The sequence below is a fragment of the Paenibacillus thalictri genome (assembly GCF_004307995.1).
GTDB lineage: Bacteria > Bacillota > Bacilli > Paenibacillales > NBRC-103111 > Paenibacillus_AF > Paenibacillus_AF thalictri.
Window position 1 is genome coordinate 1 of the sequence record NZ_SIRE01000002.1, and the last position, 13,412, is coordinate 13,412.

Below are 13,412 nucleotides of genomic sequence, written 5' to 3' on the forward strand. Positions count from 1 at the left end.
TGTTCCCGACGGAGCGCCGACGAGTCACCCTTTCGAGCATGTTTCCGGCGGAGCGCCGACAAATCATCCTTTTCGAGCATGTTCCCGACGGAGCGCCGACGAATCACCCTTTTCGAGCATGTTCCCGACGGAGCGCCGACGAGTCACCCTTTCGAGCATGTTTCCGGCGGAGCGCCGACAAATCATCCTTTTCGAGCATGTTCCCGACGGAGCGCCGACGAATCACCCTTTTCGAGCATGTTCCCGGCGGGCCCCTCCTGTCGTGGCATACGAATTGCTATACAGCGCCTCCGAATTAAGAGTTTCCGTGACGCCGGCCCTGCTGCCGATTAACGGGAATTCGGCGATACGCAACTTGGCGCTTGCGTAAGGGACAAGCTCTAATGCTACTACAGGCTGCCCTTGTACATCAGGATTTAGCGGCGGGGTTCCGGCATTGTTCCCTTCCATTTGCCAGTTGCGCACCAACTGGCCGCTTGCGACAAGCCGCACCGGGGCATGCTGCGCTGCAAACGGCTGGTGCGGGACGTCCTTCCGGCTAATCACTTGAAAGCTCGAATCCGCAAGCAGCCCGTATTTCCAAGGGGAACCCGGGTAAATCTCCCAATCGTGAAACCGCTCCCTCTTCAGCAGCAGCTGCCAATTCTCTTGAATCGGAAGCGCGTATACCAACGGGCCCCGTTCGACGCTGACCGCATATAAATTGCGCGATTCCGTACGCACCTTCATCGGCAGCTCCAGCAGGAGCTTATCGCCGTGATGCCATTCCCTGCTGACGGCGGCGTAACCTTTTTTAATCTCCAACTGCACGCTCTGGCCGTTGATTTGCAGCGACGGGCTGTCGCACCAAGCGGGGATTCTTAAATGCAGCGCAAATACGTCGCTTTGACTAAGTTCAAACTCCATGCTTACCTGCTCCGTAAACGGATATTCTCCACCAACCTTCAGCTTAGCTTCGGTATCCCGGCCAACCCGAGCGGTCACTGTACACGGCGCATAAGAGACGGCCGACAAACCGCCGGCTCCGTCCGACATCCATAAGTGAGAGACCAGCTTGGGCCAGCCCTGATGCATGTTAGCGGTACAGCAGCCGAAGTTCGGCTCCAGACCAAACACATTTGCGTCCGAATGATTGCTCCAGTTGCGCGGCGCTATGTTGCAGACGATCTGATTCACCTGCTGGTCGTACTGATGTGATGTCCAATCCGCCGAGATTGCGGCCGGAAGCGCATTAAACGCAACTTTTTCCAGAATGTCCCCGAACATGCCGTCGCCAAATACGCGGATAAGATGCTCCAAGGAATACATATATTCCACAACGGCACAGAGCTCGACACCTTGACTGGGATGGGTTCCGGACAGCCATTCGTCGCCGGAGAACATGCCATGGGCTTGACCGTGGTACGTCATAAGACTTTGAATCCCGCGGTAAACCGCACGAAGCTCCGTTTCGGACCCGCCAAACTCGTAACGGATGGCCGGCGTTTTTAATCCCATCGCCACATTTACGACATGTGTTCTCATATCCATATGTTCGACCTTGCGCCAGAACGGAAAATCGTGAAAAATATCCGTCCAATTTGTCGTTTGTTTGGCCAATATGCGGATCAGCTCGAGCAGAAATGGCTCCGGGTTTCTTTTATACAGCCACAAAACGCAATACATCATGTCGGCGCCACGCGCTTTGGCCCACTGCTCCAGCGGCTGCTCCTCAATATGGCGGTGCACATAGCTGAAAAACTTGGCAAGAAAAGGCTGAACCCGCTCGTCACCGGTCGCCTCCTCATATTGGATCATAACCTTCAGCATAATCATGTAATGCCACCAGTCATTGCTTTTATTGATTTCTCTGTTGACGGTACGAATGGCGGCAGGGCCAAAAAAACCGTCCTCCCGCTGGCTCGCTAAGGACCATTCAATCCACTTGCGTGCTTTGCCGATCAGCGTCTCGTCTTCCAGAAGATAAGCCAGCGGCAGCAAGCCGTCCAAATAATACGGACCGCGCTCCCAACTCTCGCCGCCGCCGCCGATCCAGCCGTTGTCGGGACCGACATCCGGCCAATGCTCCTCCAGATGTCCTGTGAAGCCATCCGCTTGAATGCGCAGTTGGTGCTTAAGCCATCCTTCGGGTTTGATACGTCCAAGCGGCAGAGCTTCAAATGCCGTAACCGGTAATGTCATGATTGATAAATCCCTCCATCGATTCGATTGCAACCGATTTGAGCTTACCATATACGGTCTTTGCGTCCGATAGCGGAATACAACCTGTTTTTATCTTATTACAACATCATTGAATTTCTTTATCGTTGCATTATAGCGCCGCTCTCTCTAGTATATAGTGTATATAACAACCGAATGGAGATGCCCTAAATGTTCCGATTCGTTTCTCCGCCTATGCCCCATTTCATTGTTTGCGGCGAAGATACATACACCGCGGGCAGAAAACACCCCGACCGGTCCAATATCGGCGTATTCGACTTGCTGGTGGTGACCCGCGGCTGTTTGCACTTGGAGGAAAACGGCATGCCACTCCCCGTTCCCGCCGGACATTACGCGGTCATTCGACCGGACCTGTCCCATAAGACGGAGAAGGGCTGCGAAGAGGAGACACATTTTTATTGGCTTCATTTTCAAACGTTGGGCACTTGGAGCGCAGAGCCTGATTTGCTGCCTTTTGTTGCTGCGGGATTAGAGTCTCCTTATGCGCAGATTGAAACGTTTGCTTTCGAGTTGAACCGCACAGGCCATCTGCAGCACAAAGAAATCGTATATGAAGCATTCACGGAAATGATCCGGCTGCAAGCTGACGGAGGGACTCCGACCAAATGGGAGTGCCAACAGTTGTTCCTGACGCTGCTGCGGAAAATCCAGGAAGAAAGCTCGGCTGCCCAAAGCAGTCCCCAGCTTGTTTTGGCGAACCGCGTCATCGCTTTCCTTCGAAGTCATTATGCAGAGCCGCTCAGCTACACACGACTCGCTGAACAACTTCATTTTCACGAAAACTATATCAGCTTGTGCATGAAGAACATATACGGCTGTACCCCTTTGGAGTATTTGACCCGGCACCGGATCGAACAAGCCAAACATTTATTAATCCACACAAACGAACCGGTCAGCCTCATCGCCGAATCCACCGGATTCGGATCCTTTCCTTACTTCATCCGCTGCTTCACCCGGCACACGGATTGCACGCCCAAGCAATTCAGAATGCGCTACCGGAAATAGGTTTTCTAAAAAAACGTCCGGTAAAATCGCCGGACGCTCCTTGGTGAGATAAGTTACTCTTGCGCGTGGAATGGGGAGGGGCACGGGACTCCAAGCGCCAATTAACATGGTGTCCCTATGAACAGATAAGAGCGGTCGGGACAACATGTTAAAAGCGGCCGCTATCGCTTTTCCGCCCCGTCCCATCTCTTTGTTCAGCTATTTGCTAGTCCGCCACTTGACCTCTCTGCCATCCGGTAGTTTCCATGCTAGCCCTTCAACCCGCCCAAAATTGCTCCTTTGACGAACAATCGGTCAATATTTTTCTGTACGGCCGGGTCCGGCAGCAGCGGCGGCGCATGATGCGATTTCGTCCGCGCGTCAATGATAACATTGTCGCAGCCCCAGTGCTTATGCTCGGTATAACTGTTTACACCATAAATGTCGTGCGAAGGATTGCTGCGCGTAAAAGTGGCCCATAAGAAATTCGTAACGGTACCGCTGAGAAAACGGCTGTCATCGCACAATACGATCATTGGGCACGAAGGAATCGCTCCTTTGGCGCGAACCGCATCGCTTAACGACTGCAGCTCTTGACCCGCCTGCTCATAACTTGTGAATGACGGCCCCTCAAGCGCCGCAATCCCCGGCATAACCAAACGCGGGTTAACAAATTCCCGCAACTCTTTTAGTTCGTCCGGGATTTCCTTGCACAGCTCCCGCTTCTTCTCCCCATACGCCGCAAAGACAACCTTGCTTCCTTGATTTAATCCGCTGCCCGAATAATCGAGGGTATCGATCGTCGTACGGGTATAAAAGTGAATATCCCTGCGGAAATCCATTCTCTCCAAAATGTACATCAGGAACTCGGCTTCCCGATGCGTATCCAACGGCTTCTCCTCTTCCGCCGTAATAAATACATACTTCGCCAGGCTAAGCTGATTTGTCCCCAAAATCCGATTGGCGATAGTCAAAATCTCGGCTGGCTGCTTCGCCTTCGCATCCTGGTAAGGAGTGTAGCGTTCGCTGCCAATGGCAAATAACAAAGGATGAACGCCGGCGGCATCCACGGCATGAACCTCTTTGACGCCGGGAATTTCATATTTCATCGCGCCGCCGGTCAGCTCGTGAATGAGTTCGCCGAAAGAGGTGTCTTCCTGCGGCGGCCTGCCTACAACGGTAAACGGCCAGATCGCATTGGGTTTCGCGTACACCTTGTGCACTTTCATATAAGGGAACGGATGAACCAGGCTGTAATATCCTAGATGGTCCCCAAACGGGCCTTCCGGCTTCGTTTCGCCCGGGTGAATTTCCCCCGTGATGACAAAATCCGCATCGTTGCTTATACAGTACCCGTCTAAATAGCTGTATCGAAAACGCCGTCCCGCAAGCAGACCGGCGAATGTCATCTCGCTCAAACCTTCGGGCAGAGGCATAACGGCCGACAACGTATGCGCCGGGGGGCCCCCCACGAAAATGCTTGCTTTCAGCGGAACCCCCAGCTTGTTTGCTTTGGCTTGATGAATCCCGATCCCGCGGTGAATCTGATAATGCAATCCGATTTCTTGATCCTTCACATAGTCGTTGCCGCTTAGCTGCACACGGTACATGCCCAGATTGGAATTCATAATCCCCGGCTTGTCCGGGTCTTCGGTGTATACTTGCGGCAAGGTAATAAAAGCGCCCCCGTCCATCGGCCAATGGTGGATTTGCGGCAGAGCCGAAACGGGAACCTCCTGCGCGGCGACGGGCCGGCTGCCGGATTGCTTTAAGGGAAGGGCCTTTAAAGCCGATAGTCCGGTTTTAACTTGCTTAAACGGATTTTTTAATGCCTGCATGGGGTCGTTGCGCAAAGTTACGACATCCTGAACGGATTTCCAAGTATGTCGGAATATAAACTTGCAGCGGTCTATCGTTCCGAACAGATTGGACGCCACCCGGAACTTCGATCCTTTAACATTCTCAAACAACAAAGCCGGGCCCCCCGCTTCATATACCCGATAGTGAATCGCGGCCATTTCCAGGTAAGGATCGACTTCTTCCCGAATCCGCACCAAATGCCCATGCTTCTCCAGATCAACAACACATTCTTCTAAACTGCGGTACATTGCACTGCCCCATCTCCGGTTATAGTCAAATTAGCGATGTATATTTAAAGTATTGCACGGTCCCGGGCAAAATAAGCCCTTTCCCTACAAACACAAGCTGCCGCGCTAATCTGATTCTACAATTGAATAACAAAACACGCAAACTGTCACCTCCTTTTCATTCATTGAACCTTTTACATGTTATTCCAAATTCAAAGCGCGAAACATGGCGATGCGCTGCTCACACAAGGGGTCGTTAACTACCTTGCTTACGTTGTCAATCACCATGGTGGGGCGATCTTCTAGATTAAACCGCGGCCAATACGGCAGCTTGGGCGTATTCGGATTACCGGTCCTTGCAAATGCGATCCAGGCTTCGCTCACCTTATCAGCTAACGATATTGCTTCTGGTCCTCCGCCCGTTAAATTCGCGCAAAGTTGGACATTGTCAAAAGCAAAGGGCCACTCTATGTTATGAGGTGATTTTAATTGGCCGCCTTGTACAGGGCTTTCCCAAGTGAAATAATATAGATACACCGGACCCTTTCCAAGCGCGGTGCGCCGCTCCGCTACTTTCATCGTAGCTGCATTATAGCGATAGTCACTTTGAATCAAAAAGAATAGGTCAGATGGCGTGGCGCCTTGATTGTGTTTGCGATACAAACGGATCATTGCGTCCGACTGGTCGCCTAACAGTTCCTTGATTCGTGTCCGCAACCCTTCCTCGTCCAATTGCCATAGCCTTGCGTCCGTTGTCAGGCCGGTGTACTCTGTGCGTGTAGATCCGATCATAACGGGAATGTCGGGTGATACGGGTGATGCCATCGGGTGAAAAGGATGCTGCGGGATGATGACGCCGTCGACCGATGGAGAAAACCCCAGTGTATCGAGATCAACATCACCCAATTCACGGTTGACTGCGAAATGGGCAGCCATAATTTGTTTGAGGGGAGTCTTCCGGATCGCATGAACATTTGCCTGACGAATACCTAGCTTGTTGAGCAAATTCTCCGCGTTCCGGATCGCAAAAGACCGGTCAACAATCTTAATAGCAATCCCGGATTCGATTGCCACTCTTTGAAACAGCCCTTTGGCTGAGGGCATGGCGAGCAGTGTCTCGCATTTTCGTCCACCGCCCGACTGCCCGAAGATCATAACCGTATTCGGGTCACCGCCAAATTGTGAGATATTGACCTGCACCCATTTGAGAGCGTGAACGATGTCCAGCATCCCAACTTGCCCGGATGCCTTGAAGTCCTCGCTAAATTCGCTGAAATCGGCAAAGCCCATCACGTTAAGACGATGATTGACAGTGATTACCACGACGTCGCCGCGTAACGCCAGATTGGTTCCATCCCAACCGGGGTTGGACCCGGAGCCTCCGCGAAACCCTCCGCCATGTAACCAAAACATCACGGGTCGCTTACGCCCATCATTAATAGCTGGCGTCCAGACATTCAGCACGAGGCAGTCTTCGCTTTCTTCAGCCGGGTTTCCTCCAGGCACGCTTAATGCAGCAAAGATGGAAGGTCCGGATGCCGTCTGGATAGCTTCTTCGGCGGAATTCCGGACATCGGAAGCCAGGTTCGAAGCCTTGTTTGGCTCACTCTGCGGGGCGCTAGGGCCATATTCCAACGCATCGCGAATACCCGTCCAGCCCGCCGGATCAACCGGCGGCATGAATCGGTTCACTCCTTCCGTACTTGCACCGTAAGGAATCCCCTTGAAAATGTTAATTCCACGATGATGAATGCCCCGAATCTTGCCAAAGCGGGTCTCAGCGATAATAAAGTCCTCTCCATTACTGTGATTAATATTTGAAGTACCCATTTAGATTCTCCTTTTTCCTATACATGCAAAAATAAGGATGGGTATAATGTCCATCCTTATTTAGCAATCTTTATGCACAATGATCTATATTTTTGAATCAAATTGCCAACGCACTTTCCCCAGTTCATCCAATGAGGTGCCGATTTCAAGCCACACCTTGATTTCAAGCATGTCTTTACCATCCATATCCGGAAGCTCTATCTTCAAAGCCCCGGGTTCGCTGGTTTCCTTAACTGCGCGGAATTCCTTGATTGCATGATCATGAGGCCATGAATAGTGTCCGATCCATACCTTGGCTTTACCTGCAATATGCTCAAATACAATAGAGGCTTCCCTTGCGGATTGATCGAATTCAGGAATGCGTGTATTCACCTTCAAGTATTCATTCGTATCGCTAATCCCCCATCCCGTTATCTTCCACTCGGATTGCTGAAGAGGCACATACGGGTGTAGTTGATCTATCTCCCGTTTGATATGCAGCTCGGCCGTTCCCAACGCGTCGTTTTTCACACGCACGTGAAGATCACCCGGGCTGTTGTCGGAGCGAACAATGAATTGGCAAAGGCCGTTAAACATCTTCCATCGTGAAGAGAAAGCGGGCGTATGATCGCTTGGGTCGCCGTTGGCCCCGCCAAGATAACGTCCATGTTCAATAACCTCGCATTCCACCTCAGCATTGCAGGTTGGCACTTCCAATCCTTCCGCATCGACTGCCGACACCGTAATGACAGCTACATCCTGCCCATCCGCCCGCAGCTCTGTCTGCTCCAGCTTTAGCTTGATCCGTACCGGCTCGCCCGTCGTCTTGACCCTCTTCTCAGCAACCGCCTTACCGCCGCTGCGGGCAACGGCAACCAGTTCCCCAGCTGCATATGGAACGATCCATTTACCCGGTTCATAGGGTTCTAGTTTATGAACTCCAAGCGATTCGCCGTTATGAAATAACTCGGCTTCTTCCGAATTTGCGTAAACCCAAACCACAACCGGATCTCCGTCATGATTGCTCCAGTTCCAATGCGGAACTATATGAATCATCGGTTGATCGGACCAGAAGGATTGGAATAAATAAAACGAATCTTTAGGGAAACCGCAAATGTCAATCGGGGCCCCTTGATAGATCAGGCTCGGCCAAACCGTCTCCCCCCGATAATCCATGCCGCTCCATATAAAGAGGCCTGCCATAAAATCGCGGGTATTGACCTGCTTCCATAAGTCACGGAAAGTGGTTCCGAGGCTTCTGCGCTTCAAATCATAGGCCGCAAAATGTCCCTTTTCCGGATTGTCTATATAAACGCCGCGGGTTAATCGGGTCGCTCCGCCCTCCGATGCGATCTGCAGCTTTTCGGGATACTGTTCATAAACCGGATCATACGCAAACATATGGTAATTTATACCAATTATATCTACAACCTCTGTCGTTTGCCGTTCCAGAAAACCTCCGTTCAAAGCTATCGTGACAGGCCGTGTATTGTCCAGCTTCTTTACATGAAACCGCATCGTTTCTGCAATGCGCCGCCCGCGATCCTTGCCTTGCAATGGTTCTTCGTTCGCAATAGACCACAGAAACACGCAGGGATGATTCCGATCACGGATGATCATATCCCTCAGTTCGGTAAAGCCGTCCTCCGTGCTTCGGAACGACCTCGTCTCATCCATGACCAGGATGCCCAGGCGATCACAGAGATCAAGCAACTCGGGAGTTGGGGGATGATGGGAAGAACGATATGCGTTGCAGCCCATTTCCTTCAGACGCCGAAGCCGGAATTCATGCACACGTTCGGGTACAGCAACACCGATTCCAGCATGATCCTGATGCATGTTCACACCCTTCAGCTTGACCGCAGTTCCGTTCAGGAAAAATCCCTTGTTTGGTATAAAGTCGAGAGTTCGAAAGCCGAATGAAGTATCGTAATGATCCATCTCTTGGTCAATCTCGGTAAGAGTAGTTCGCAAACAATACAGGTGCGGATTGTCAACCGACCATAATTCCGGGTCATGCATCGTTAATTGTTGAGGGATGACCGTCTTTTCTCGAGCCGGTACTTTCAGGCTGACATCGTCCTGTCCATGGCTCCGTCCCGCTTCATCCCATATTTCCGATACAATGGTGATGTCGGTTTCTTCATTCCGGTCATTCCTCACCGTTGTCTCCACAGATACCAGCCAACTGCCGTCAGGCTGTTTCTCCGGTTTGACCCAGGTTCCCCATGTATCAACCGCAACCTTATCGGTTTTAATGAGCCAATCATGGCGGTACATGCCCCCGCCTTCATACCACCAACCTTCAAACGGAATGGAGTCTACACGAACGGCAATATGATTGAGGTTATCGCCGAACTCTACATAATCAGTAAGATCAATTTCAAAAGTGGAATAACCGCTGAATGATCGTTTGAGCAAATGATTGTTTACCCATACCGTGCATTGAGTGGCCACTCCGTCAAAACGAAGCGCGATCCGTCTTTGCCGGTCCGGCTCCTCCAATCTGAAGGCACGCCGATACCACCCAATACCGCGTGGCAAATACCCGTGACAATCGGTTTGATCACGCTCAGCAACCTCATTTTCAATCATATAATCATGTGGCAAATCAACTTGTTTCCAATCTTCGTCATAATAAGTAGCTGTGGCTGCACCTTGGGCATTTTCACTTTTGCTCTGAGGATATACCTTAGAAAGCGTGCGCCAGGGCGCAGGCACCAAGTCGCCCTTATGAAATTTCCAGCCAAAATCAAGCAGCAATTGTTCTCTCATTGCCTTCTCCTCCTAAACTATTTGCCGGCTTTATATTTGTCGTATCCAACTTGATAAATTTTCTGCCAATCATCAAGCCCCATCTTCTTCAACTGACCAAGATAATCACTCCAGCTTTGATCAGTGACACCGTTAATAATAAATTGAGGTACGGATTTAATAACGTAACTGTCAATATCTGTCTTAATCACTTTTAATCTTGCCACTTCTTCAGGGGCGAAGAACAGGCTCGGATACGGGTTCGGATCTACGACAGGTGCAATCATATTGGTAGTCAGCTGCTTTTCATTCCGGTTGATGGCGTCCTTCAACCTATCCAATATTTCTGGAGATTCGTATCCCAGCCATTGCTTGGGAATATATTGAATCTTCCAATCATTGCTTGACATCCCCGGTGGAGTAGGAACCGTGTGGATCGTATTATCCGGGTTCATAGTATATTGAACGCCGAAATATCCTTCGTTGAATTGGAAACCTGTGTCTTGGTCATAAAAAACATCCAGCCATTGTGCAGCAACTTCAGGATGCTTATTGCTTTTAGCGATCGCCGCAGCACCTACGGAAGAGATGGGGATATTGTTGGATCTCCATAATTGTTTACCGTCAGGCCCCTTTAAAGGCGGAACGGGAACAAAAGCGCTCTCCGGTTGGCCAAAAACTACCGTATTCGACCAGTAGGTGGCAAATCCGATTTTTTCCGTTCTTACTTTTGCTAAGTATGTAGCGTCATTATGCGTAAACGATTCCGGATCGATCAAACCTTCTTTATACAGCGAATTCATAAATTCAAGATATTTCCTGTATTCAGGCTGTGAGTAGTAATGTTTAACCTTGTCTTTATCCATATAAATGTTATTAGGCCCGTTTACGATACCGAAGGAACCGGACAACGCATCGATGCCAAGAGGGAAAACAAAGGAAGCAGGTATATTCCCATTCTCAGCGTACCCATTTGCTTTGAAGGCTTTAAGCACTTCCCTGTATTCCTCTGTTGTAGTAGGGATCTTCAGATTCAATTTATCCAGCCATTTTTTATTTACATACAATACATGATTTGCACCATAAGCAGGGTCATAGGCCAATCTCGGCAATGAATACATCTTCCCGTCAGGTGTCGTCATCATTTTCTTGAAATTCGGATATTTCTCATAAATCGCCTTTAAATTAGGCATATGTTTATCGATTAAATCATTCAGCGGCATCAGCAATCCCTGGCTTCCATACTGGACGATTTCATCGGCTTCCAGCACAGTCTCCCCCAGAAACATATCGGGTAGATCTCCGCCGGCAAAAATCAGATTTTTCTTTTGCTTCCATTCGTCTCCCCGGTTCGATAAGGTCCAATCCACATGTATGTTTGTCTTTTTTTCCAAGTCTTGAAAAATCGGAAGATTGTTGAAGTCGGTGACCTGAGCTCCGCTGGTGAGTCCTACCGCCTTGAAGGTGATTTTATCCTTGACAATCGGAAACGCGCCCGCAGCACTTAAATCGCTAACCGTCGTGCTTGTTTCCTTGTTCCCGGCAGTAGGATTAGCTGATGAGCTGCACCCGGCCAAAAGCGGAACAAGCGTGATTACGCCAGCCATACCCGCTATCAATTTTTTTCTACTCCTCAGTCTCATTACAACACATCCCTTTTTGATTAAAATATTACATTCAGGGCTACCCTTTGATAGCACCGATCATAATTCCTTTCACAAAATATTTTTGCAAGAACGGATACAAGATCAGCACCGGAAGACTCCCGACAATAACGACCCCATACTTCACAAGCTCCGCTACCCGCTGACGCATCACCATGTCCTCTACATCGCCAACAATCGCGCCCTGCTGGCTGGAAATCAGAATGTCTCTTAAGATTAACTGCAACGGCAGCATATTCTTGTCCTTGATGTAAATCATAGCAGCGAAATAGGAATTCCAATGCATCACAGCGTGGAAGAGCACCATAACCGCAATAATCGGAAGCGATAGCGGGAATACAACCTGTGCAAAAAAACGCGTGTTGCTGCAGCCGTCCATTTGGGCAGCCTCAAGCAGCGTATCGGGAATCGACACTTGAAAAAAAGTTCGGGCAATAATCAAGTAATACACAACAACACCATTCGGCAGCACAAGCGCCCAGATCGTATTCAGCAGCCCGAGGCTTTTGACAAGCAAATAAGAAGGAATGAGCCCTCCGCTGAAAAACATGGTGAATAGAATCAAACCGAGAACTATTTTTCTGCCTACCAAATCGGACCTTGATAGGGCATAGGCTGCAGGAAGTGTCAACACAATATTGACCCCGGTTCCGACTAGGGTATACAGGATGGAGTTGGTGTAACCGGACCATATCGTTGGATCATTCATAATCCGTTGGTATCCTTCGAACGTTATATGCTGCGGGATAAGCCACACTTCTCCCTCCGAAATTGCATTCGGATCGCTGAAGGAAGCTATAATAATAAAATACAAGGGATACAGCACAACCAATAAAATGACCGAAAACAAGCAATAATTCAAAAAATCGAACAACCTGTCTCCTCTACTTTTGGCGAAAGTATCCATGGATTCTCCCTCCTTTTACCATAGGCTGGTCTCACTGAATTTTTTCGCCATGTAATTGGCCATAACTAACAGGAAACAATTGATTACTGAATTGAATAAACCTATTGCTGCAGAGTAGCTGAAATCGGCTCCCAGAAAACCCACTTTGTACACGTAAGTTTGAATGATTTCGGCGGATTCCACATTTAAAGGATTTTGCAGTAAAAATATTTTTTCAAAGCCGATGGACATGAAATTACCCAAATTCAAGATAAGCAGGATCATAATAGTTGGCATGATACCCGGCAAATCAATATGCACAATCCGCTTGAACTTACTTGCCCCATCCACCACAGCCGCTTCATGGAGCTCCGAGTTGATCGATGTAAGCGCAGCCAAATAAATAATCATCGCCCAGCCTGCTTCCTGCCAAAGCCCGGAGAATACATACACCGATTTGACGTATACCGCTTCCCCCATAAAAAATATGGAATCCAATCCAAACAATCCTAATAGCCGGTTTACTAAGCCTGTCCGCGGGGATAAAAATAAATAAACCATGCCGACGAGAACAACGGTAGATATAAAATGTGGAGCATAGGTGACCGTTTGGATGAATTTTTTGTAGCGTGTACTTACTATTTGATTTAGTAAAAGCGCTAATACAATCGGTACAGGGAATTTGACGGCCAGATCGTACAAGCCAAGAACTACTGTATTTTTGATAACGGCCACAGCCTGATAAGAATTAAAGAAGCGTTCAAAATGTTGAAAACCGACCCACGGACTATCCCATATGCCTTTAACGGCCAGAAAATTTTTAAAGGCAATTTGCACCCCATACATAGGAACATAATGAAAGATTCCGAAATAAAGGACTGTAGGCAAGAGAAACAGGTAAAGCTCATAATTTACTTTCACTTTGGCCCATCGTTTGCTGCGGAGTCGTCCCGTCACTTCAGCTTGTCTGCTCTGCGCTTGAACGGAATCCATCGAACCCATCCTTCC

Annotated in this window: 8 protein-coding genes; 1 reads left to right on the forward strand and 7 read right to left on the reverse strand. The window is 49.3% G+C overall.

What is annotated here, in order from left to right:
* Positions 1-222: 222 nt before the first annotated feature.
* Complete coding sequence (locus EYB31_RS00345) at positions 223-2,181, reverse strand: beta-L-arabinofuranosidase domain-containing protein (protein WP_131011286.1); 1,959 nt, start codon at positions 2,179-2,181, stop codon at positions 223-225.
* Positions 2,182-2,370: 189 nt separating this feature from the next.
* Here EYB31_RS00345 and EYB31_RS00350 point away from each other — a divergent pair, with 189 nt between their 5' ends.
* Complete coding sequence (locus EYB31_RS00350; RefSeq protein ID WP_131011287.1) at positions 2,371-3,225, forward strand: helix-turn-helix transcriptional regulator; 855 nt, start codon at positions 2,371-2,373, stop codon at positions 3,223-3,225.
* Between the two features lie 248 nt (positions 3,226-3,473).
* Here EYB31_RS00350 and EYB31_RS00355 read toward each other — a convergent pair whose 3' ends face one another.
* From EYB31_RS00355 to EYB31_RS00380, 6 genes are all read right to left on the reverse strand, one after another.
* A complete protein-coding gene (locus EYB31_RS00355; RefSeq protein WP_131011288.1) occupies positions 3,474-5,312 on the reverse strand; it encodes a UbiD family decarboxylase in 1,839 nt (612 codons plus the stop codon).
* A gap of 180 nt (positions 5,313-5,492) precedes the next feature.
* Positions 5,493-7,121, reverse strand: coding sequence for a carboxylesterase/lipase family protein (locus tag EYB31_RS00360; RefSeq protein ID WP_131011289.1), 1,629 nt, complete (start codon positions 7,119-7,121; stop codon positions 5,493-5,495).
* Positions 7,122-7,205: 84 nt separating this feature from the next.
* Positions 7,206-9,875 carry a beta-galactosidase GalA gene (gene galA / locus EYB31_RS00365; protein WP_131011290.1) on the reverse strand — a complete coding sequence of 890 codons (2,670 nt, stop codon included), beginning with the start codon at positions 9,873-9,875 and terminating at the stop codon, positions 7,206-7,208.
* A gap of 17 nt (positions 9,876-9,892) precedes the next feature.
* A complete protein-coding gene (locus EYB31_RS00370; RefSeq protein ID WP_165452122.1) occupies positions 9,893-11,473 on the reverse strand; it encodes a type 2 periplasmic-binding domain-containing protein in 1,581 nt (526 codons plus the stop codon).
* A 64-nt stretch (positions 11,474-11,537) separates the two neighbouring features.
* Entirely contained in the window at positions 11,538-12,425 is an 888-nt protein-coding gene (locus EYB31_RS00375) for a carbohydrate ABC transporter permease (RefSeq protein WP_131011292.1), read from the reverse strand.
* Between the two features lie 15 nt (positions 12,426-12,440).
* Positions 12,441-13,397: an ABC transporter permease gene (locus tag EYB31_RS00380; RefSeq protein WP_420819406.1), complete on the reverse strand. Its 957-nt coding sequence runs from the start codon at positions 13,395-13,397 to the stop codon at positions 12,441-12,443.
* Positions 13,398-13,412: the final 15 nt, after the last annotated feature.

What these genes read in the sequence shown, in the direction of transcription:
- EYB31_RS00345 (WP_131011286.1), bottom strand. Translation starts at nt 2,181, where the DNA reads ATGACATTACCGGTTACGGCATTTGAAGCTCTGCCGCTTGGACGTATC.
- EYB31_RS00380 (WP_420819406.1), bottom strand. Translation starts at nt 13,397, where the DNA reads ATGGATTCCGTTCAAGCGCAGAGCAGACAAGCTGAAGTGACGGGACGA.
- EYB31_RS00350 (WP_131011287.1), top strand. Translation starts at nt 2,371, where the DNA reads ATGTTCCGATTCGTTTCTCCGCCTATGCCCCATTTCATTGTTTGCGGC.
- EYB31_RS00375 (WP_131011292.1), bottom strand. Translation starts at nt 12,425, where the DNA reads ATGGATACTTTCGCCAAAAGTAGAGGAGACAGGTTGTTCGATTTTTTG.
- galA (WP_131011290.1), bottom strand. Translation starts at nt 9,875, where the DNA reads ATGAGAGAACAATTGCTGCTTGATTTTGGCTGGAAATTTCATAAGGGC.
- EYB31_RS00360 (WP_131011289.1), bottom strand. Translation starts at nt 7,121, where the DNA reads ATGGGTACTTCAAATATTAATCACAGTAATGGAGAGGACTTTATTATC.
- EYB31_RS00355 (WP_131011288.1), bottom strand. Translation starts at nt 5,312, where the DNA reads ATGTACCGCAGTTTAGAAGAATGTGTTGTTGATCTGGAGAAGCATGGG.